Below are 19,961 nucleotides of genomic sequence, written 5' to 3'. Positions count from 1 at the left end.
AGCCATGTATTTGGACGCAAGGAAGCGACCCTTTTTCAGTGACAGCACGCCAGCTTGTTCATTGCGAGGGCAATGGGTGAGTTTTTGCTTGGTCGATGAAACTGGAGTTGGGGCGACGTACGCTGGCCTGTCGTATACGGTCCGCGACAGCGCTGGACGAGAGTACAAAGGTAGATTGAACGGGGAAGGATTCGTCAAGCTAAAAGATATTTACAGCGGTCCCGTAGTCCTCGTTTTTGACGATCTGTATTCAGGAACCGAGCAGCCATATCGTCGGTTAATGATGCGGCCGACTTATCAGCTACCTATCACCGAGCTTCAAGTTCGTGCTGAGCAAACCAGATTTGCTTCGGTCGATGGACGTCGTATTGAAGCCAATCCCGCTCAACATCAACCCAACAGATTTTATCAAGTCGAAGTTAGAGATTTAGTTCGTCATGTTGCCCATTTGCCTCCGACAACGCCTCGAGTCCACTCTCCCAAGCGCCATGCACTGAAAATGTTGGCCGATCTGGGCTTCGGCCCGCCTCAGCCTTCATTGGTGGGTATCGTACTGTTCCCCAACAAGCACACCGTTCTGGAAGTGCGACCACTACGGGCCTTACGCCCCATCTTATCCACCGAAGACGGCTTCTGCGCCCTTAACCTATACCAACTGGCATTGTTTGCTGCGTTGAGTTACTGCGATTTTGGACAGGCCCCCGCCGAAAAACCATTAGACGAAGTCCGGTTTCCGTTGGATCCGAGCGTTGGAAATTTATTCGCTGAACAGCTTTCGGTGTATCACGAAGCCTGGCGAATTGATCCGAAGCAATCACACCGTTTTTACCCGATCTACGAAGATATTCCTTACTCCCAACGCTTCGAAATCCTGCCGTTCGATCCCGTGTTGTATCCCCAAAATCGCCCGGAACGAAACGAAGAGCAGGAGCATCCCGCACGTCTGCACTTTTTCGATGATGAAAAATTTGGCACTGATACCCAGGCCTTCATCACTCACCACGATCAGATCATCCTGATTTCTGTGCGAGGAACGGTCAGCCGTGCCGACGTATTACGCGACGCCGACGCCCATCAGGTGTCTTTCGACGACGGCGTTGGAAAAGCGCACGGTGGTTTTTACCAGGCCTACCGGGCTATGCGTGATTTCGTATTGCAATACCTTGATCAGTTTCATGTGGGCCAGCGCATCGTAATTTGCGGCCACAGCCTTGGAGGCGCCATTGCATTGCTGTTGGCCGAAGGGCTGCGCCGAGCCCAGGATGCCCATTACAACGTCCTTCTCTACACCTACGGCGCCCCCCGCGCCGCCGACTCTGAATTTACCGCCGGTGCCTCTTCCCTGGTCCACCACCGCATCGTCAACCACAACGACCCTGTCCCCAGCGTCCCGGCGCCCTGGATGAATACCACCGCCAAGCTCTGGATTCCCGGGGCCATCACGCTATTCAGCAATCCCGTACCCGGTGGCCTGTTGTTCGCCGCAGGGCTGGTGCGCGTGGGCGGCAACCCCTATCGGCATCATGGCGAGCAATATCATTTCATGCCGATCACGCTCCCGGATGGCAGCCATTCTTCGGTGTTATGGAAACCTGGCTGTGAATCCCTCCAAGAAGCGGGTTGCAACCGCGCATTGCAACTGCAGGGCGACATGCCCGACCGCGATAATGTGCTGAGGCAGCTGTTTCAAGCCGACCAGCACTTCATGACCACCAGCTACATCCCCGCGGCGTGGGCGACATTGCGCCGCTGGCAACAAACCCTGGAGAGTGAGGGCTCGTTGGTGACCCAGAGGGAATTCGAGCTGCTCGACCGGGCCTTTGAAGACATGCGCGAGCAACTACGGGCCAAGCGGCGTGAGCTTGCTCTGCGGCGCCCTGCCAATGATCGTAGCCATGAACCTACCGATGCCTTGAACGCAGAGATCGACCGTTTGCACACCAGCCGCGAGCGCTTGGCAAGCCTGCGCTGGCGTCGCCTGCAAGCCCGCGATGTCTACGGCAGCCATGCCTCTTCTGCACATCTGCAAGCGAGCCTCAAGCGTTGGTTCCGCCATCGTGAGAATCGTGAGCCGGCCCAATTCACCAGCGTTCCGCCGCCTTCCCACGATGAACAGGTACGGGTGCAAACGTTGGACATCGACTCAGTCGTCTAACCCACGCGGTTACATAAACTCTACCTGTGCCGGTTGCCGTTTCATCAGTACCTTGCCGTTGCGAATCGAGTACAACGGCAGGCCCTGGCTACGTATGACTTCGTAGTCGCTGTCGGCCGACAGTATCAGCAGGTTGGCCGGGCGACCTGCTTGCAACCCATAACGATCGCCCAGGCTCATGGCTTTGGCACTGTTGTCGGTGACCAGGTCCAGGGCGTTTTGCAAATTGCGGTAACCGAGCATATGACAGATGTGCAGACCGGCCTCCAGTACTCGCAGAATGTTGCCGTTACCCAGCGGGTACCAGGGATCGACGATGGAATCCTGGCCGAAACACACGTTCATGCCGGCCTCAAGCAGTTCGTTCACACGGGTGACACCACGGCGTTTCGGGAAGTTGTCGAAGCGGCCCTGCAGGTGGATGCTTTCGGTGGGGCACGAGACAAAGCTGATGCCGGAGTGTCCTAGCAGGCGAAACAGCTTGGCGCAGTAAGCATTGTCGTAGGAACCCATGGCGGTGGTATGGCTGGCGGTCACGCGGGCACCCATGTCGCGGCTGCGGGCTTCTTCCGCGAGGACTTCGAGAAAGCGTGAGTGGGGGTCATCGGTTTCGTCACAGTGCACGTCCACCAGGCAGCCAGTACGCTCGGCCAGATCCATGAGGAACTTCACCGAACTCACGCCTTGGTCGCGGGTGTATTCGAAGTGGGGGATGCCACCGATCACATCGGCACCCAGGCGAATGGCTTCTTCCATCAACTCGCGACCATTGCGGAAGGACTCGATGCCTTCCTGGGGGAAGGCGACGATTTGCAGGTCGATCAGGTGGGTACTCTCTTCACGTACCTCCAGCAGGGCCTTGAGTGCGGTGAGGTCCGGGTCGGTGACGTCGACATGGGTGCGCACATGCTGGATGCCATGGGCGGCGAGCGCCTGAATGGTTTTTTTGGCCCGGGCCTTGGTGTCTTCCAGAGTAATGGTGGCCTTGCGTTCGCCCCAGCACTCGATGCCTTCAAACAGCGTACCGCTCATGTTCCAGCGCGGCTCGCCGGCGGTGAGGGTGGCGTCGAGGTGGATGTGGGGCTCGACAAAGGGCGGTATGACCAGGTTGCCGGCGGCGTCCAAGTCGCCGGCCATCAGTGTGGGCGCTCCGGTTTGCGCAGTGATGCTGGCGATCCGGCCATTTTCCAGGTGCAGATCATGCAGGCCTTCACGGTTGCGCAGGCGGGCATTGATGATGTGCATGGGCAAGTTCCTCTTGGCTAAAAAATCAGGCAGACAGCCGCCAGATCCTCAGGACGATACCGATGTCCAGGCGGTCATGGCGCGTAGTATGGCGCTGAGCAGCACATAGGTCAGCGATGCGGCAAAAATTCCCACCAACGGCGCGACCCACGGCGAGTTGAACGCGACCACGGTACCCACTCCATACGCGATCAGACCTGGCCAATTGAATGCCGGTAAGTGAGCCTCTGCCAAGCGCGGATATTGGCCGCGATAGCGATAGAAGAAGTCCGCCATGATCACGCCTCCTATCGGCGGGATGACCGTGCCCAGCAGGATCAGGTACGGCACCAACAGGTCGTACATGCCGAACAAGGCGAGCAGGGTGCCGATCACCGCGCCGGCCAGGGTCACGCTCTTGCGACGCTGGGTACGCAGCAGGTTGCAACCGGCGACGGCGAAGTTGTAGATGGTGTTGTCCTGGGTGCTCCAGATATTGAGCAGCAACATCGCCATCGCCGCCGTGGCGAAACCTTGCAGCAGCAAGACTTCCACTACATCCGGTTGCTGATAGACGATGGCGCCATAGGCCCCGATCAGCACCATCAAACCATTGCCGACAAAAAAACCGATCAGGCTGGCCAGCACCGCAACCTTGGCCGAGCGCGAAAACCTCGTCCAGTTGGTGGCCTGGGTTGCCCCGCTGACAAAGGTCCCGAACACCAGGGTGATGGCGGTGGACAAGTCCAGCTCAGCGCTGGGCACCACCGCCAGCAGCCCCTCCAGCCCGCCGACCTTTACGGTGGCGACCCACATCGACAGCAGCAACAGGAGCCCCATGGCCGGCACCGCGATGTAGGACAGGATTTCCAAGCCGCGATACCCCACATAGGCGGTGGCGCAGAACAGTAAGCCAAATATCACCATCAGCCCCAGCACACTGCCCTGGCTCAATTGGAAATACTTGCCCAATACCACCGCAGCCGTGGCCGTGCCCCAGGCATACCAGCCGATCTGGGTAAAACCGAGGATCAAGTCACTGAGCTTGCTGCCCACTTCGCCAAAGCAGAAACGCCCCATCAACACCGAGTTCAAGCCGCTCTTGAACGCGATGTAACCCAAGCCTGCGGCGTAGATACCCAACAACAGGTTACCCAGGGCCACGACGCCGAGCATGTCGATGAAGCTGAACGCCACCCCCAGCTTGCCGCCGGCGAACATGGTCGCGGTAAAAAAGGTGAACCCCAGCAACACCATGGCCGTAGAGGCCAGACCCTTGCGCGCGTGCAAGGGGACTTCGCTGAGAGGGTAGTCGTTGCCGGGGTCTTGTTGCGTCATGGGGGCTGCTCCCTGAGTGGTGACCCAGGTCGTGTGCATCCTGCGTGCCAATGCAGGTGCAGGCAGGTATGCGCTGACGGAGTAAGCCCTTTATAAGGCCGCCTCCTCCCAATCAGAGCAAAAGCAGTGCAGCGGTGAGCCAAACTGGCTCAGTCGATCGGCGTCTGTGCGGGTTTTCCTAATGGATCAGCCCGCCGCTTCGAAAAAAAACACCTACAGTTGGCAATGCCAGCCAATTAAGAGCTAGAGCGAACAAACAGTGACCTGTGGCGAGGGAGCTTGCTCCCGTTGGGCTGCGTAGCAGTCCCATCTTTTGGGGCCGCTTCGCGACCCAGCGGGAGCAAGCTCCCTCGCCACAGTGACATTCCCCGCAGGTGGTCTTTTCAACACTCGATCACTTACTCGCCGCGATAAATGCACCCACTGGTGCACGTCTCGTGGATACGGATCGCACTGAGTTCCGGCAGCAAGAGTTTCAGTTCATTCCAGATCCACTTGGCCAGCACTTCGCTGGTGGGGTTTTCCAGGCCGGGAATGTCATTGAGGTAGTTGTGGTCGAGGCGTTCATAGAGCGGCTTGAAAATCGCCTTGATCTCCGAGAAGTCGCGAATCCAGCCGGTATGGGGATCCAGATCGCCGCTCAGGTGGATGGCCACCTTGAACGAGTGCCCGTGCAGACGCCCGCATTTGTGGCCTTCCGGTACGTGGGGCAGGCGATGGGCGGATTCGAAGGTAAACTCTTTGAAGATTTCCACAGTGTTTTCAGCTCGGTCAGGTGTCTGGCAGGCGGCGAGTTTAACAGTTTGATCAACCTCTGCGCATACCGCCCCTCATGTTGTAGGAGCAAGCTTGCTCGCGAAAAACCCAAGGGCGCCGCGTTAATCCAGGCACCCTGCGTTATCGTTGACGACCTTCGCGAGCAAGCTCGCTCCTACACTTAAAGGGCGAGCAAACGGTCGCCGAGCTTGCCGTTATCCGCCAATGCCAAAAACTCATCCCCCAGTCGTTGGCTCTCGCTCATGGCAGTTTGCCAATATTTGTTGCGGCCTGGATCATCGCCCATGAAACGCTTGAAGTCGCTGCGGTCTGGCAGCTTGCCGTGGGGCAGGCGGGCCAGGTAGTCCCTGGACGGCGCCAGCAGTAACACATCCTGCAAGCCCTGCTGGTTGCTGCGCCGCCATGGCAGGCCCTTGTCGAACCAGCCGGGGATGACCCGGTCAGTAAAATGCGGGTACAGCACGATGTCATCGCCGTGGTAGGGCAGGTCGAGGTGGTAGTCCAGCAGGCCGCCGTCGCGGTAGGTGCCGGCCCCGGCCCCAGGCAGGTCGCGTACGCCTTGCATGACCATGGGGATCGACCCGGACGCGAGCAACGCCTGGCGCAGGTTGCCCACGTCCAGGGTGAGAAAGCGCGAGGGGAAATCCTTCAGGGGGTGTACCGGAGGCGCCTGACGCGGGTCGTGGATGATCAGCCGCTCGAAATGCCGCGACAGCCGTGCGCGGCCCCGCAGGTTATCGGCAATCACCGATGACAGGCCCAGCCCCAGCCGCCCACGGTGGTCATCGGCGAGCAAACCGTGGCTCTTGACCACCATGATGTTCAGCCGATAGTCGGGGTTGTCCAGCACCCGCGCATCGCGCCCGGCCAGCAGGTCGTCGAGCATGCGTTGGCAGCTCTGGCTGACTTGCGCCATGGTCACGCCTTTGGCAAAGCGCTGCTCGTTGTACAGCCGGCCCAAGTCGAGCAAACCTTGCACCGGGTCGGGCAGGCAGGCGCTGGCAAACCGCCAGGAGCCAATGGACGCGCCGATCAGCGCACGCTCGCGCGGCGCACGGGGCAACCAATCACCGAACAGCGCCAGGTCGAGCCCTTGGATACCCAGGGCCTTGGGGCCGCCAGCCGCGCCGGGGAGGATACCGACGTCGGCAGGCGCAAGGCCCTGCTCGCGGATGCGGGTGATGGCGCGTTTACCGGCCTTGAGGGTCAAGGCCGGGAACTTGATATGGATGGCTGTCATACCGGTCTCTGTTGAGGCGAGCGGGGCAGTATAGGAAATCTCGCAGGCAGTGGGAAAAATGGCTTGACTGGAATTGCCATGGTGGCAATTCAGTTTCAGTTAAGTTGCAGGGCGTACGGTGGCCGATGTAGGAAAACATCATGTAACGGAGACTTATCATGAAGCGCCTCACTGCCCTGGGCGCCGCCGCTATCATCCTCGTTACGGCGACCCCGGCCGCCGCCGTGGACCCCGACAAGCCACTGATCGTGCCGGCCACTGTTACAATTGTCGCTTTCGATCAGTTGGAAGCCACGGCCCTGGCCCTTCACCCTGGTTCGACGCTGCTGGACACCGATCTGGATGAGGAATACGGCAAGTACGTCTATGAAGTCGAGCTACGAGATACCGACGGCATTGAATGGGATGTTGAATTGAACGCGCTCACCGGGCAGGTTCTCAAGAATCATCAGGATACGTAATGAAGGTAAATTTACGCGTCGGCAGTCGCGTGGCGCTGGTGCTCATGGTGTTTTGTTCCAGCCTCGAGGCCCGCGACCTCAATCAGGACGAAGCCCTGGCCCTGCGCCAACAAGGCGTCATCCTGCCATTGGAACAGCTGTTGCAGCAGGCCATGGCGCGATACCCCGGCTCACGGCTGCTGGAAGCCGAACTGGAAAAGAAACACGGGCAATACGCCTATGAAGTGGAACTGGTGACCACCGAGGGCGTGGTGCGCGAGATCAAGCTGGATGCCACCAATGGCGACCTGATCAAAGATGAGGAAGACTGATGCGCCTGCTCCTGGTGGAAGACAACGTGCCCCTGGCCGACGAACTGATGGCCGGCCTGCAGCGCCAGGGCTACGCGGTCGACTGGCTGGCCGATGGCCGCGACGCCGTGTATCAAGGACGCAGCGAGCCGTATGACTTGATCATCCTTGACCTTGGCCTGCCCGGTTTACCCGGGCTTGAAGTGCTGGCGCAATGGCGCGCCGCCTCGTTGGCCATACCAGTGCTGATCCTCACGGCCCGCGATTCCTGGGCCGAGCGTATCGAAGGGCTCAAGGCCGGCGCCGATGATTACCTGAGCAAACCCTTTCACCCCGAAGAGCTGTACCTGCGCATCCAGTCGCTGCTGCGCCGCTCCCATGGCCAGACGAACCAGCCCACCCTGCAAGCTGCCGGCCTGCATCTGGATGAAGGGCGCCAGTGCGTGCTACGTGACGGCGCCGAGATCCAGCTGACGGCTGCCGAGTTTCGTTTGTTGCGCTATTTCATGCTGCATCCCGAACAGATCCTGTCCAAAAGCCACCTGGCCGAACACTTGTATGACGGCGAGACCGAGCGCGACTCCAATGTGCTGGAGGTGCACGTCAACCATCTAAGGCGCAAATTGGGCCGCAGCGTGATCGAGACCCGGCGTGGCCAGGGCTACCGTTTCGGCGCCACCCCGGCATGAGGTCGATCCAGCGGCGCTTGAGCCTGGGGTTGATCAGCGTGATGGTGATTGTCGGCGTGGTGCTGGCGCAAACCAGCCTGTGGTTGTTCGAGGCGGGTTTGCAACGCTACCTTGAAGCGGGCTTGCGCAACGACAGCGAAAATCTGCTGGTGGCGCTGGTGCGTGGGCCCAACGGCGTGCAGTTGGATGAGCAACGCCTGTCGCCGGCGTACCAGCGGCCGTTTTCCGGGCATTACTTTCGTATCGACTTTGCCGATGTGCATTGGCGCTCCCGTTCATTGTGGGACCAGGAACTGCCCCGGCTCCCGGTGGCGGGGCTCAAGGGCAACCTGCAACTGGGGCCCGAAGGCCAGCAACTGTTGGTGCTGCGCTCGGACTACAAGCGCTTCGGCCAATCGATTTCCATCAGCGTGGCCCAGGACTACACGCCTGTGCGCGAAAGCTTTCGCCTGATGCGCCAGGTCGGCCTGGTGATGGGGCTGGCGGCGCTGCTGTTGGTGCTGATCCTGCAACGGGTCACCGTGCGCCGTGCCCTGCGCCCCCTGGAGACCGCACGCAACCAGATCGCCCAACTGCAACAAGGCCAGCGCTCGCAACTCGACACTCAAGTGCCGCTTGAGCTGGAGCCCCTGGTGGCGCAGATCAACCACCTGTTGGCGCACACCGAAGACAGCCTCAAGCGCTCCCGCAACGCCCTCGGCAACCTGGGGCATGCGCTGAAAACCCCGCTGGCAGTGTTGTTGAGCGCCGCCTCCAGTGACGCCCTCAAGGATCATCCGCAACTGAGCCAGTTGCTGCGCGAGCAATTGGAGCAGGTGCAGCAGCGCCTCAACCGTGAACTCAACCGTGCGCGCCTGGCGGGCGATGCCTTGCCGGGCGCGTTGTTTGACTGTGAACAAGAGCTGCCCGGTTTACTGGCCACCCTGCGCATGATCCACGGCGAACACCTGGACCTCAGCTATCAGGTGGCGCCGGGCCTGCAACTGCCCTGGGACCGTGAAGACCTGCTGGAACTGCTGGGCAATCTGTTGGACAACGCCTGTAAATGGGCGGACGCCGAGGTACGCCTGAGCGTCAGCGAGACGCCCCAGGGCTATCGGCTGGCGGTGGAAGACGACGGCCCCGGCATTCCCGAGGCCCAGCGCGACCAAGTGTTCAGCCGTGGCGCACGCCTGGATGAGCAAAGGGTTGGCCATGGCCTGGGTTTGGGGATCGTGCGCGACATTGTCGAGGTGTGGGGTGGGGTGTTGCAACTGCAGGAGAGTGAGCTGGGTGGGCTCAAGGTATTGATCCAGTTGCCACGCCGCTGACACTGGCACACCGCTGCTCAAAATGTGGGAGCTGGCTTGCCTGCGATAGCATCGACTCGGTTTACCTGAAATACCGAGGTGTTTGCATCGCCTACTGTAGGAGCGAGCTTGCTCGCGAAAAACGTCAACGATAACGCGGGCATCCTGAATGAACGCCGCGCCTGTGAGTTTTTCGCGAGCAAGCTCGCTCCTACAAAAAGCCCTTAACGGACTGGCATTGGGGCAAGCCCGACCCCCACAGAAAAGCCTAGCTACATTCAGACCCGAAACTGATCCATCAACCCCTGCTGCTGGTTCGCCAGGCTGTTCAACGCCTGGCTGACCCGCGCCGATTCATTGGCCTGCTCCGACAACGATTCGGTCACATCGCGAATGGTCGCCACGTTGCTGTTGATCTCTTCGGCCACGGCGCTTTGCTCTTCCGCGGCGCTGGCGATTTGCAGGTTCATGTCGCTGATCACCGTGACCGCATCGCCAATCTGGCGCAAGGCGGTGACGGCCTGGCCGACCTGTTCGACACTGCCCTGGGCCTGGCGATAGCTGTTGCCCATGGAGCCGACCACGTCGCTGGTACCGGTTTGCAATTGTTCGATCACCAGGCGGGTTTCTTCCACCGATTCCTGGGTGCGCCGTGCCAGGTTGCGCACTTCGTCGGCGACCACGGCAAAACCGCGGCCGGCTTCACCGGCGCGAGCGGCTTCGATGGCGGCGTTGAGCGCCAACAGGTTGGTCTGCTCGGCGATGCCGCGAATCACTTCGAGCACCGAGCCGATCTGTTCGCTGTTGGCGGCCAAGCCTTCAACTTGGGTCATAGCGGTGCTCATGTCGGCGGCGAGCTCGCCAATGTTGGCGGTGGTGCGGTCGATAACCGTCAAGCCTTGGCGAGTCGCCTGGTCGGCATCTCGGGCGGCTTGGGCCGCCTGGGCGGCGCTGCGAGCCACATCCTGAGCGGTGGCGCTCATTTCGTGGGATGCGGTGGCCACCTGATCAACCTGACGGTACTGCTGCTCCATGCCGGCGCTGGTTTGCGTGGCAATAGCGGCGGACTGGTCGGCGGTGCCGCGAGCGTCCTGCACCGAGCGTTTGACCTCGGCAATGATCGGCTGCAGCTTGTCGAGGAAACGGTTGAACCAGCCGGCCAATTGGCCCAGCTCGTCCTGTTTGGCATAGGCCAGGCGCCGGGTCAGGTCGCCTTCGCCGCTGGCGATATCCTCAAGCATGTGCGCCACGCCGAGGATTGGCCGGGTCACGCTGCGTGCCATCAGCCACACCAGGATCAAGCCGACCACGGCGGCCAGCAGGCCCAGGCCCAGTTCCAGCAGGGTGCCTTTGGCGTTGTCGGCGTCCAGCTGGTTTTTCAGCGCTTCGGCGGGGGCGACCAGGACTTTTTCAGGTACATCCAGCAATACGCCCCACGCCTTACCGCCGGGAATCGGCGCAAAAGGCGCCAGTACCTTGAGTTGGTGGTCGGTGCGCAGGCTGCGGGTCTGGGTACTGCTGGCCAAGGCACTGGTCAGCTGTGCGCCGCTGGCCGGGTCGACCTGCTCCAGGCGTTGGCTGAGTTTGCTGGCATCCGGGCTGTAGCCAGCCAATAAGCCAGTGGCGCTGAGGATGCTGACCTGGGTCTGGCCGTCGTACAGTTTCTGGCTGGCCTGTTGGCTGACCGCCTGCAGGCTGTTGAGGTTGATATCCACCGACAGCGAGGCGATGACTTTGCCATTGACCATCAGCGGGAACACGATGCTGGTCATCAGCACGTTCTGGCCGTCGATCACATAGAAGTAGGGCTCGATCACGCAGGGCTTGAGAGTCGTGCGCGGGCAGGTGAACCAGGCGTTGGCCTTTTCGCCGCTGGGGCCGATGGAGGTGTCGGCCATGTCGCTCTCGGGCAGCGCCATCGAGGTGATTTTCCCCGGTGTCGGTTGCGACCAGTACAGCGCGAAACGGCCTTTGTCATTGCTGCCCAGTTCCGCCTGATTGGCGAACAGTTCGTCCTTGCCGTCCAGCGCATTGGCTTCGAACACCAGGGACAGGCCGAGCAGGTCGGGGTTGGCCTGCAGGGCGGCCTTGACCTGGCGCGTCAGGTCTTCACGGGTGTCGAAGGCATCGAGAAAGCGCTTCTCGGCCTGCTCGCGCAAAAACAACACCTGGCGGGAAAAGCCATGGCCGTACTGGTAAGCATCCATGAACTGCTGGCGAATGCCCAGCGCTTGCACTTCGCCTTGGGCCTCGATGCGCGACTGGGCAGCTTCGTCGAGCATCTGCATGCTGGACGCCTTGACCTGCTGCGAGCTCTGCGCCATGCGATACAGCGACAGACCCACCAGCAGGGTCACGATCCCCAGCAGGCAGAGGCCCGCCAGCAGGGTGATTTTCCATTGAATGGAGAGCTGCCTGAGCGACATCGGGACATCCTTACCTGAAAGCACATAGAGACAGCGTATCGGCCAGTGCCGGTAATTCTTTATCTGTGCAGAGGGCTTTGCCTCACCACAGTTTTTGACATGGCAGCCCAGCTCCTGCAAAGTGCGCGCCCTCTAATAAGACCTCTTTCAAGCCTGCACGCCGGCAGCTGTTCCCATGGGCCGCGCGCGGGCATGCCTGTCTTTTTTGTTTCTGCTTGAGGTAACCATGATTAACGCAGTCATCGCCGCGGTCGGCACCATGCTGGTACTCAGCCTGTCCCGCGTGCATGTGGTCATCGCCATTATCGTCGGCGCCCTGGTGGGCGGCTTGACCGGTGGCCTGGGTATCGAGGCCACGCTCAAGGCCTTCAACGGCGGGCTGGGCGGCGGCGCAACCGTGGCCTTGTCCTACGCATTGCTCGGTGCTTTCGCCGTGGCGATTGCCAAGTCCGGCCTGGCCCATGCGCTGGCGGACAAAGCCTTGCTGCTGGTGGACCGCCAGGACGCCAGCGGTGGCAACCACGTCAAATGGCTGCTGATCGGCCTGTTGTGGGTGGTGGCGATTGCCTCGCAGAACATCTTGCCGATCCACATTGCGTTTATTCCGCTGCTGGTACCGCCGCTGCTGTATGTACTGACCAAGCTGCAACTGGACCGTCGCCTGATCGCCTGCGTGATGACCTTCGGCCTGATCACCCCGTACATGTTTCTGCCGGTGGGCTTTGGCAATATCTTCCTCAATCAGATCCTGCTGGCCAACGTCGCCAAGAGCGGGGTGGATATCAGCGGGGTCAACGTCACCCACGCCATGGGCCTGCCGGCGCTGGGCATGGTGGTCGGCCTGCTGGTGGCGGTGCTGATCAGCTACCGCAAAAAGCGTGTGTACGACCTGAAGAAAATCGAACGTGTCGAGCAAGTGGCGGTGCAGTACAACCCGCTGACCCTGCTGGTGGCCGGCCTGGCAATTGCCTCGGCGTTCATCATCCAGTTGTGGCTGGACTCGATGATCATCGGCGCCCTGGCCGGGTTCCTGATCTTCTCGGTGTCGGGCATCGTGCGCTGGCGCGACACCGATGACCTGTTCACCGAAGGCATGAAAATGATGGCGATGATCGGCTTCATCATGATCGCGTCCTCAGGTTTTGCCGAAGTGCTCAAGGCCACCGGTGACGTGAACTCGCTGGTGCAAACTTCGGCGGCGTTCATCGGCCATAGCCGGGGCGTCGGCGCGTTGTTGATGCTGCTGGTGGGGTTGTTGGTGACCATGGGCATCGGCTCGTCGTTTTCCACGGTGCCGATCCTCGCGGCGATTTTCGTGCCGCTGTGTGTGCAGTTGGGCTTCAGCCCGGTGGCCATCGTGTGCATCGTTGGTACCGCCGGTGCCTTGGGCGACGCCGGTTCGCCTGCCTCGGACTCCACCCTAGGCCCCACCTCCGGCCTGAACATCGACGGCCAGCACCACCATATCTGGGACACCGTGGTGCCGACCTTCCTGCACTACAACCTGCCGCTGCTGGCGTTCGGCTGGCTGGCCGCGATGACGCTCTGATCCAGGCGAGAACCTCTGTGGCGAGGGAGCTTGCTCCCGCTGGGCTGCGAAGCAGCCCCAAAAAAGCGTGCGGGCGCTGCGCACCCCAGCGGCAGCAAGCTGCCTCGCCACACAAGCTCGCTCCTACAGTAATCGCTCACATGGCCGTTAACCTCTCAAGTCGCCACTAACAAGAGAGAAAAGCCATGCGTCTGAGTTTGAAGGCCAAAGTCCTGGCCCTTGCTGTCGTGCCGGTGTTGTTGTTTGCCGTGGTCATCAGCCTGACCACCGTGTGGATTCTGCAGGGCCAGGCCCGCAACGAGGTGGATGAAACCCGTCAGCGCCTGCTCAACGACGCCAAGGCCACCCTGCAAAGTTATGTCGAGGTGGCCATGACCACCATCAAGCCGCTCTACGACGCGGCAGCCCCCGGCGACAGCGCGGCGCGGGCGCAGGTGGTCAAGTTGTTATCCAATACCAGCTACGGCAAAGACGGCTATTTCTTCGGCTACGACTCCGAAACCATCCGCCTGTTCAAGGGCAACAGCCCGGACGGCGTGGGCAAAAGCTTCAAGGACAACCGCGACCCCAACGGCGTCTACGTCAACCGCGACCTGGTCAAGGTCGGCAAGGACGGCACCCACTACCTGCAATACAGCTCGACCCAGCCCGGCCAGACCGAGCTGGTGCCCAAGCTCGGCTATACCGAGTATCTGCCCAAGTGGGACATGGTGATCGGCACCTCGGTGAACCTCGATGGCATCGACGCCCAAGTGGCGGTGGTGCAGGCAAAAGTCGAGAAGCGCATGCAAGGCGTACTGTTGAGCATCCTCGGCGTGGCCGTGGTGGTGTTGCTGGTGATCGCCGCCGTGGGCATGCTGCTGGCCAATACCATCCTGCGCCCGCTGCACCTGATGAAGGCCAACCTCGATGACATCGCCGCGGGTGAAGGCGACCTGACCCGCCGTCTGGCCATTACCAGCCAGGATGAACTCGGCGACCTGGCCGGTGCATTCAACCGCTTTGTCGATAAAATCCACGGCCTGGTGCGCCAGATCACCGACATGACCGCCCAACTCACCGGGCTGGTGAGCCAGGTGTCCGACCAGGCCCAGCGCTCTGAACAGGCCATGGAACGCCAGCGCCACGAGACCGACCAGGTGGCCACCGCGATCAACCAGATGTCCTCGGCGGCCCACGAAGTGGCACGCAGTGCCCAAGGCGCGGCCGTCGCTGCGCAGCAGACCGACGCCGAAGGCCAGGCCGCCAAGCGGGTGGTGGACGGCAGCATCGCGCAGATCCATGCGCTGGTGAACGACATTCGCAGCAGCGGCGTGTCCCTGGACAGCCTGCAGCAGGATGTGTCGTCAATCGTCAGTGTGCTCGGCGTGATCCGCTCTATCGCCGAGCAAACCAACCTGCTGGCGCTCAACGCTGCCATCGAGGCCGCACGGGCCGGGGAGGCTGGGCGTGGCTTTGCCGTGGTCGCCGATGAAGTGCGTGCCCTGGCCAGTCGCACCCAAACCAGCACCCAGGAAATCCAGGGCATGATCGATCGCCTGCAAAAAGGCACCGAGGCGGCCGTGGACGCTATGCGCCGCTCCAGCGATGCCGGCGACGGCACCTCGGCCCAGGCCAACCAGGCCGGCGCGTCCCTGGACACCATGGCGCAACTGATTGGCACCATCAACTCAATGAACGCCCAGATTGCCAGCGCCGCGGAAGAGCAGACCGCCGTGGCGGAAGAGATCAACCGCAGCGTGCATCAGATTGCCGTAGCGGTGGACAGCGTGGCGGACGAAACCCAGTTGGGCGCTCAGACGTCTCGCAGCCTGGCAGATCTGGGCCAGCGCCTCGGGCAGTTGGTAGGCCAGTTCAGGATCTGATCCATCCAACCCACGGCAGGGTTTAAACGTCGCGCATCAGCAGGCCAAAACGCAGGTCCATCTGCGCCGGAATCGGCACATACACCGTATGCCCGTCCCCCGGCGCCACCTCAATGCTTTCGCCCTTGGCGTTATGCAGGCTCGGCAAGTCAAAATGAAAATTGCCGGCGGGCGTCATCAACTCCAGGTGGTCGCCCAGCACAAAGCGATTCTTCACCTTCACCTCGGCCAACGCGCCACGGCGCTCGCCGGTCAGCTCCCCGACAAACTGCTGGCGCTCGGAAACCGAGCTGCCGTTCTGGTAGTTCTGGTATTCATCGTGCACGTGGCGGCGCAGGAAACCTTCGGTGTAGCCACGCTGGGCCAGGGACTCGAGGTTGGTCATCAAGCCGCGGTCAAACGCCCGGCCGGCCACTGCGTCATCGATGGCCTGGCGGTACACCTGGGTGGTGCGCGCGCAGTAGAAGTGGGACTTGGTGCGGCCTTCGATCTTCAACGAATGCACGCCCATCTGTGCCAGGCGCTCCACATGCTGCACGGCCCGCAGGTCCTTGGCGTTCATGATGTAGGTTCCGTGTTCGTCTTCGAAAGCGGGCATGGGGTCATCGGGGCGATTGGCCTCTTGTAGCAGGAACACCTTATCGGTGGGTGTGCCGATGCCCAATGTGGGTTGATATTCATGGACGATATCGCCAGTGGCATTCTCCACGGCCGGCGTGGCCTGGTATTTCCAGCGGCAGGCATTGGTGCAAGTACCCTGGTTGGCATCGCGTTTGTTCATATAGCCCGACAGCAGACACCGCCCGGAATAGGCCATGCACAAGGCGCCATGTACAAACACCTCCAACTCCATCGTCGGCACCTGCTGGCGGATTTCGCCAATCTCTTCCAGAGACAGCTCCCGCGACAGAATCACCCTGCAAATGCCTTGTTGCTGCCAGAACGCCACGCTGGCCCAATTCACCGTATTGGCCTGCACCGACAGGTGGATCGGCATCTGCGGGAAGTGCTGGCGCACCAGCATGATCAGCCCAGGATCGGACATGATCAGCGCATCCGGGCCCATGGCGATCACGGGCGCCAGGTCCTTGAGGAAGGTCTTGAGCTTGGCGTTGTGCGGCGCAATGTTCACCACCACGTAGAAGCGCTTGCCCAGGTCATGGGCTTCCTGGATGCCGAGGGCCAGGTTGGCGTGGTCGAACTCGTTATTGCGCACCCGCAGGCTGTAGCGCGGCTGGCCGGCGTAGACCGCGTCGGCACCGTAGGCGAAGGCGTAGCGCATGTTTTTCAGGGTGCCGGCGGGAGCGAGCAGTTCGGGGGCAGTTATCGGGCGCATGGGTGTGGGTCGCAAAAAGGCGCGAGGGTAGTGCTGGAGCGATAACGGGATATTGACCCAGGTCTAAATAACGCGATCTATGCTTGTTCGATAAACAAGGGCACTCCCACGTTTGGCTGCGGACTAAGCAACAGGGCCGCCATCGGCCCTGTTTTTCTGACATGGACCGGACATGAATCAAACCAACCTGCAATTCAAAACCCTGTTGCTGCTACTGGCCTTGGTCACCGTGGCTTTTATCTGGATATTGCTGCCGTTCTACGGTGCGGTGTTCTGGGCGGTGATCCTGGGCATTATCTTTGCGCCGATGCAGCGCCGCCTGCAGCAACGTTTTAGCTGGAACCGCAACCTGACCTCCCTGACCACCTTGATGGTGTGCCTGGTGATCGCGATTCTGCCGGTGATCATCACCAGTGCTTTGCTGGTGCAAGAGGGGGCCACGCTCTACAAAAACATCGAGAGCGGCAAACTCGACGTAGCGGGTTATATCGAGCAATTCAAGAACGTTTTACCGCCGTATTTCCAGCAGCTGCTCGACCGTTTCGGCATGGGCAACCTTGAAGGGCTGCGGGAAAAGGTCGTCAAGGGCGCGATGCAGGGCAGTCAGTTCTTTGCCTCTCAGGCGTTCAGCTTCGGCCAGGGTACGTTTGATTTCCTGGTGAGCTTTTTCATCATGCTGTACCTGCTGTTTTTCCTGCTACGCGATGGCCCGGAACTGGTACGCAAGGTGCGCACGGCAGTACCGTTGGCCGAGCCGCAAAAGCGTCGCCTGCAGCTCAAGTTCAACCGCGTGGTGCGCGCCACGGTCAAGGGCAACGTGCTGGTGGCTGTGACCCAAGGTGCGCTGGGAGGCTTGATCTTCTGGTTCCTGGACATCCCGAGTGCCTTGCTCTGGGCCGTGCTGATGGCGTTCCTGTCACTACTGCCAGCGGTGGGTGCCGGGCTGGTCTGGGGGCCGGTGGCGGTTTATTTCCTGTTGAGCGGTTCGATCTGGCAGGGCGTGGTGCTGGGGCTGTTCGGGGTGTTCGTGATTGGCCTGGTGGACAACGTGCTGCGCCCGATCCTGGTGGGCAAGGACACCAAGATGCCGGACTACCTGATCCTGATCTCGACCTTGGGCGGCCTGTCGGTGTTCGGCCTTAACGGCTTTGTCATCGGGCCGCTGGTGGCAGCGTTGTTCATGTCGTGCTGGGCGTTGTTCGTCGAAACCAAGCCGCGGGTCAAGTTGCCATTGCCTTAGCTTTCAGGCCTCGAGCCTGAAGTCGGTTGCCATTCGGCGCTGTGTTTCGGCATCGGATAACGAAGTGAGCGGGCCGCTGATCGGCTCGCCATCGCGCACAACGTACCAGCAGGCGAGCAAGCCCAGTTTGCGCAGAGGGGCGGGGACGGCGCTGCCGATGACGGACATGATTTGAATAGTGGGCATAAGTACCTCCAAACGTTATGGAGGTCACCTTACGGTTTGCCGGTGCCTGGGAAAAATCACCTGGCTCGATAGTCGACATCAACGTCAGGCGTTAGTCCACCACCTGGTCGAGCATGTTCACCACTTCGTGCTCACTGAGCAGGCCCTTGCGCACCAGGTTTTCTGCCAGCAATGCGAGGAACTTGGCGCTGCGATGGCCTTCAAGGTGCTTGAGTTCAGTCAAGGCGCTGTAGACCTTGCTGGAGGTGCAAAGGCCGGCGGTGCGGTGCGGGTTTTGTGTGGGCATGGTCAATCGTCCTTAATTGTTATTGGTTGGACTGGGTCGATAGTGCGACTGTTTTGTGACGCAAACATGACAGCGCAGCCCGTCATCGATCAAGAGGATATTTGACGCTTATCATGTGGGATTGCTGCTCGTACGTTGTTCTCACAGCGACACTGGCAGGATTAATCCGGACTTCCCAGGCAAAAAAAGGCCCCGCGTGTGGGCGAGGCCTGTGGCTGTCAACGGATTAAAACTTACCAACCATGGCGGTAGTAGCCGTGGGGCGGGCCGTAGTAGCCGCGAGGCGGCCCATAATAACCGCGCGGTGGGCCGTAGTAGACGGGCGCCGGGCGATAGTAAACCTGCTGTTGCACATACACCGGTGGCGGTGGCGCGTAGTAGACCGGCGGCGGAGCGGCATACACCGGCTGCGGCTGCACATACACCGGTTGTTGCACGTACACCTCACGCGGTTGGCTGGCAACCACAGAGCCGACTACCGCTGCGCCGACAAGCGCACCGAACACGGCCGGGCCACCCCAACCACCACCGTGGGCGGAGGCTTGGCCGGCCATCGCGAGTGCGCCGATAAGCAAGGCGATCCTGGGGAGTTTACGCATGATGGTCTTTCCTCGGTTAGCCCCTGCGCTTGTGGTCTGCAATCAATAGACTCAAGGATTGTCGCGGGGATACTTTTAAGACAACGTATTTCGAGAAAACAGCACGGCCAATGGGTAAAGGTTGTGTAAGGTCTGTACCGATTTGCTTACTTCAAGGAGTTATCCATGCAGATGCACCCCAACAAGGACACCCAACTGTGCATGTCGCTGTCGGCGCGCCCTGGGAACTTTGGCCTGCGTTTTCATAACCACCTGTATGAACAGCTGGGTCTGAATTTTTACTATAAAGCCTTCAGCAGCCAGGACTTGCCCGGCGCGATCGGCGGTATCCGAGCCCTGGGTGTGCGGGGTTGCGGGGTGTCCATGCCGTTCAAGGAGGCCGCCATTGCCTTGATGGACGAACTCGACGATTCGGTTCAAGCCATCGACTCCCTGAACACCATCGTCAACACCAACGGCTACCTCAAGGCTTACAACACCGACTACATCGCCATCGAGCAATTGCTGAAAAAACACGCGGTGCCCAAGGACTCCAGCTTCGCCCTGCGCGGAAGCGGCGGCATGGCCAAGGCGGTCGCCAGCGCCTTGCGTGACGGAGGGTACGCCAATGGCGTGATCGTGGCGCGTAATGAGGTGGCGGGCCAGGCATTGGCCAGGAACCTGGGGTATCAGTGGCAGGCGGATCTGGGCAGCCTGCGGCCACAGATGCTGATCAACGTGACACCCATCGGCATGACCGGCGGGGTCGAGGCGGATGCGTTGGCGTTTGAGGCCGAGGCAATCGATCAGGCTGAGACGGTCTTCGATGTGGTGGCGATCCCGGCGGAAACGCCGTTGATCGTGCGTGGTCGTGCCCAGGGCAAGCGGGTGATTACCGGGCTGGAGGTGATCGCTATCCAGGCGTTGGAGCAGTTTGTGCTTTATACCGGCGTGCGGCCTACTCAGGAGCAGTTCGAGGCAGCGGTGGCCTTCGCCCGCAGCTGAAGCCTTACACCAATCCACTGTGGGAGC

The 19,961-nt window shown here is 60.9% G+C and carries 18 protein-coding genes and 2 pseudogenes; 10 read left to right on the top strand and 10 right to left on the bottom strand.

All coding sequences use genetic code 11. The annotated features are described in order from the left end of the window. The first annotated feature begins 4 nt into the window (after positions 1-4). The gene (locus FXO12_RS07915) at positions 5-2,155 is read left to right on the top strand and encodes a lipase family protein (RefSeq protein WP_057976616.1); all 2,151 of its coding nucleotides are present in this window, start codon (positions 5-7) and stop codon (positions 2,153-2,155) included. Between the two features lie 9 nt (positions 2,156-2,164). Here FXO12_RS07915 and codA read toward each other — a convergent pair whose 3' ends face one another. The 4 genes from codA to FXO12_RS07895 all read right to left on the bottom strand — a co-directional run bounded on the left by codA (position 2,165) and on the right by FXO12_RS07895 (position 6,734). Then, the gene (gene codA / locus FXO12_RS07910; protein WP_057976618.1) at positions 2,165-3,400 is read right to left on the bottom strand and encodes a cytosine deaminase; all 1,236 of its coding nucleotides are present in this window, start codon (positions 3,398-3,400) and stop codon (positions 2,165-2,167) included. A gap of 48 nt (positions 3,401-3,448) precedes the next feature. Beyond that, positions 3,449-4,717, bottom strand: coding sequence for a cytosine permease (gene codB / locus FXO12_RS07905; RefSeq protein WP_057976620.1), 1,269 nt, complete (start codon positions 4,715-4,717; stop codon positions 3,449-3,451). Positions 4,718-5,115: 398 nt separating this feature from the next. Further along, positions 5,116-5,472 carry a 6-carboxytetrahydropterin synthase QueD gene (queD, locus tag FXO12_RS07900; protein WP_057976622.1) on the bottom strand — a complete coding sequence of 119 codons (357 nt, stop codon included), beginning with the start codon at positions 5,470-5,472 and terminating at the stop codon, positions 5,116-5,118. A 182-nt stretch (positions 5,473-5,654) separates the two neighbouring features. Further along, complete coding sequence (locus FXO12_RS07895; RefSeq protein WP_054898802.1) at positions 5,655-6,734, bottom strand: hypothetical protein; 1,080 nt, start codon at positions 6,732-6,734, stop codon at positions 5,655-5,657. 158 nt (positions 6,735-6,892) lie between these two features. On the opposite strand from FXO12_RS07895, the gene FXO12_RS07890 reads away from it, so the two are divergent. Genes FXO12_RS07890 through FXO12_RS07875 form a run of 4 tightly spaced genes read left to right on the top strand, consistent with a single transcriptional unit; the run spans position 6,893 to position 9,484 of the window. Then, entirely contained in the window at positions 6,893-7,195 is a 303-nt protein-coding gene (locus FXO12_RS07890) for a PepSY domain-containing protein (protein ID WP_054898803.1), read from the top strand. Further along, a complete protein-coding gene (locus FXO12_RS07885; protein WP_057976624.1) occupies positions 7,195-7,506 on the top strand; it encodes a PepSY domain-containing protein in 312 nt (103 codons plus the stop codon). Before FXO12_RS07890 ends, FXO12_RS07885 begins: the two co-directional genes overlap by 1 nt. Then, positions 7,506-8,174, top strand: coding sequence for a response regulator transcription factor (locus tag FXO12_RS07880; protein WP_034125807.1), 669 nt, complete (start codon positions 7,506-7,508; stop codon positions 8,172-8,174). The genes FXO12_RS07885 and FXO12_RS07880 overlap by 1 nt, the downstream gene beginning before the upstream one ends. Continuing rightward, positions 8,171-9,484 carry a sensor histidine kinase gene (locus FXO12_RS07875; protein WP_014717944.1) on the top strand — a complete coding sequence of 438 codons (1,314 nt, stop codon included), beginning with the start codon at positions 8,171-8,173 and terminating at the stop codon, positions 9,482-9,484. Before FXO12_RS07880 ends, FXO12_RS07875 begins: the two co-directional genes overlap by 4 nt. Before the next feature lie 257 nt (positions 9,485-9,741). Here the strand turns inward: FXO12_RS07875 and FXO12_RS29375 are convergent, their stop codons facing one another. Next, on the bottom strand, positions 9,742-10,446 hold the full coding sequence (locus tag FXO12_RS29375) for a methyl-accepting chemotaxis protein (RefSeq protein ID WP_372241990.1): 705 nt from the start codon (positions 10,444-10,446) through the stop codon (positions 9,742-9,744). Positions 10,447-10,647: 201 nt separating this feature from the next. Continuing rightward, positions 10,648-10,704 (bottom strand): annotated as a pseudogene (locus FXO12_RS29370) (hypothetical protein); the annotation flags it as partial. A gap of 1,414 nt (positions 10,705-12,118) precedes the next feature. On the opposite strand from FXO12_RS29370, the gene FXO12_RS07865 reads away from it, so the two are divergent. The 3 genes and pseudogenes from FXO12_RS07865 (at position 12,119) to FXO12_RS29360 (ending at position 15,303) form a co-directional block, all read left to right on the top strand. Continuing rightward, entirely contained in the window at positions 12,119-13,438 is a 1,320-nt protein-coding gene (locus FXO12_RS07865) for a Na+/H+ antiporter family protein (protein WP_164919368.1), read from the top strand. Between the two features lie 185 nt (positions 13,439-13,623). After that, positions 13,624-14,397 (top strand): annotated as a pseudogene (locus FXO12_RS29365) (cache domain-containing protein); the annotation flags it as partial. Between the two features lie 84 nt (positions 14,398-14,481). Then, positions 14,482-15,303 (top strand): methyl-accepting chemotaxis protein, encoded by an 822-nt coding sequence (locus FXO12_RS29360; protein WP_370874666.1) that lies wholly within the window; start codon positions 14,482-14,484, stop codon positions 15,301-15,303. A gap of 22 nt (positions 15,304-15,325) precedes the next feature. On the opposite strand, the gene yegQ is transcribed toward FXO12_RS29360, so the two are convergent. Beyond that, a complete protein-coding gene (gene yegQ, locus FXO12_RS07855) occupies positions 15,326-16,639 on the bottom strand; it encodes a tRNA 5-hydroxyuridine modification protein YegQ (RefSeq protein ID WP_057976626.1) in 1,314 nt (437 codons plus the stop codon). A gap of 172 nt (positions 16,640-16,811) precedes the next feature. Between yegQ and FXO12_RS07850 the strand changes: the two genes are divergently transcribed. Next, the gene (locus FXO12_RS07850) at positions 16,812-17,879 is read left to right on the top strand and encodes an AI-2E family transporter (RefSeq protein ID WP_019818663.1); all 1,068 of its coding nucleotides are present in this window, start codon (positions 16,812-16,814) and stop codon (positions 17,877-17,879) included. Positions 17,880-17,882: 3 nt separating this feature from the next. Here the strand turns inward: FXO12_RS07850 and FXO12_RS07845 are convergent, their stop codons facing one another. The 3 genes from FXO12_RS07845 to FXO12_RS07835 form a co-directional block, all read right to left on the bottom strand. Continuing rightward, positions 17,883-18,065 (bottom strand): hypothetical protein, encoded by a 183-nt coding sequence (locus FXO12_RS07845; protein ID WP_034125803.1) that lies wholly within the window; start codon positions 18,063-18,065, stop codon positions 17,883-17,885. Positions 18,066-18,156: 91 nt separating this feature from the next. After that, the gene (locus FXO12_RS07840; RefSeq protein ID WP_003190284.1) at positions 18,157-18,351 is read right to left on the bottom strand and encodes a hypothetical protein; all 195 of its coding nucleotides are present in this window, start codon (positions 18,349-18,351) and stop codon (positions 18,157-18,159) included. 233 nt (positions 18,352-18,584) lie between these two features. Beyond that, on the bottom strand, positions 18,585-18,950 hold the full coding sequence (locus FXO12_RS07835; RefSeq protein WP_003190286.1) for a hypothetical protein: 366 nt from the start codon (positions 18,948-18,950) through the stop codon (positions 18,585-18,587). Positions 18,951-19,115: 165 nt separating this feature from the next. Here FXO12_RS07835 and FXO12_RS07830 point away from each other — a divergent pair, with 165 nt between their 5' ends. After that, entirely contained in the window at positions 19,116-19,934 is an 819-nt protein-coding gene (locus tag FXO12_RS07830; RefSeq protein ID WP_054922283.1) for a shikimate 5-dehydrogenase, read from the top strand. Positions 19,935-19,961: the final 27 nt, after the last annotated feature.

This window comes from Pseudomonas sp. J380 (assembly GCF_009827115.1).
GTDB classification, from domain to species: domain Bacteria; phylum Pseudomonadota; class Gammaproteobacteria; order Pseudomonadales; family Pseudomonadaceae; genus Aquipseudomonas; species Aquipseudomonas paracarnis.
The sequence above is the reverse complement of the archived record's forward strand: the minus strand, read 5'-3'. Positions and strand labels throughout refer to the sequence as shown.

Bases quoted from the DNA above. Each gene is read 5' to 3' on its own strand.
- FXO12_RS07915 (WP_057976616.1), top strand. From the start codon at position 5: ATGTATTTGGACGCAAGGAAGCGACCCTTTTTCAGTGACAGCACGCCA.
- FXO12_RS07875 (WP_014717944.1), top strand. From the start codon at position 8,171: ATGAGGTCGATCCAGCGGCGCTTGAGCCTGGGGTTGATCAGCGTGATG.
- FXO12_RS07895 (WP_054898802.1), bottom strand. From the start codon at position 6,734: ATGACAGCCATCCATATCAAGTTCCCGGCCTTGACCCTCAAGGCCGGT.
- FXO12_RS07890 (WP_054898803.1), top strand. From the start codon at position 6,893: ATGAAGCGCCTCACTGCCCTGGGCGCCGCCGCTATCATCCTCGTTACG.
- FXO12_RS07840 (WP_003190284.1), bottom strand. From the start codon at position 18,351: ATGCCCACACAAAACCCGCACCGCACCGCCGGCCTTTGCACCTCCAGC.
- FXO12_RS07835 (WP_003190286.1), bottom strand. From the start codon at position 18,950: ATGCGTAAACTCCCCAGGATCGCCTTGCTTATCGGCGCACTCGCGATG.
- FXO12_RS07845 (WP_034125803.1), bottom strand. From the start codon at position 18,065: ATGCCCACTATTCAAATCATGTCCGTCATCGGCAGCGCCGTCCCCGCC.
- codA (WP_057976618.1), bottom strand. From the start codon at position 3,400: ATGCACATCATCAATGCCCGCCTGCGCAACCGTGAAGGCCTGCATGAT.
- FXO12_RS07830 (WP_054922283.1), top strand. From the start codon at position 19,116: ATGCAGATGCACCCCAACAAGGACACCCAACTGTGCATGTCGCTGTCG.
- yegQ (WP_057976626.1), bottom strand. From the start codon at position 16,639: ATGCGCCCGATAACTGCCCCCGAACTGCTCGCTCCCGCCGGCACCCTG.
- codB (WP_057976620.1), bottom strand. From the start codon at position 4,717: ATGACGCAACAAGACCCCGGCAACGACTACCCTCTCAGCGAAGTCCCC.
- FXO12_RS29360 (WP_370874666.1), top strand. From the start codon at position 14,482: ATGACCGCCCAACTCACCGGGCTGGTGAGCCAGGTGTCCGACCAGGCC.
- FXO12_RS29375 (WP_372241990.1), bottom strand. From the start codon at position 10,446: ATGAGCGCCACCGCTCAGGATGTGGCTCGCAGCGCCGCCCAGGCGGCC.
- FXO12_RS07880 (WP_034125807.1), top strand. From the start codon at position 7,506: ATGCGCCTGCTCCTGGTGGAAGACAACGTGCCCCTGGCCGACGAACTG.
- FXO12_RS07850 (WP_019818663.1), top strand. From the start codon at position 16,812: ATGAATCAAACCAACCTGCAATTCAAAACCCTGTTGCTGCTACTGGCC.
- FXO12_RS07885 (WP_057976624.1), top strand. From the start codon at position 7,195: ATGAAGGTAAATTTACGCGTCGGCAGTCGCGTGGCGCTGGTGCTCATG.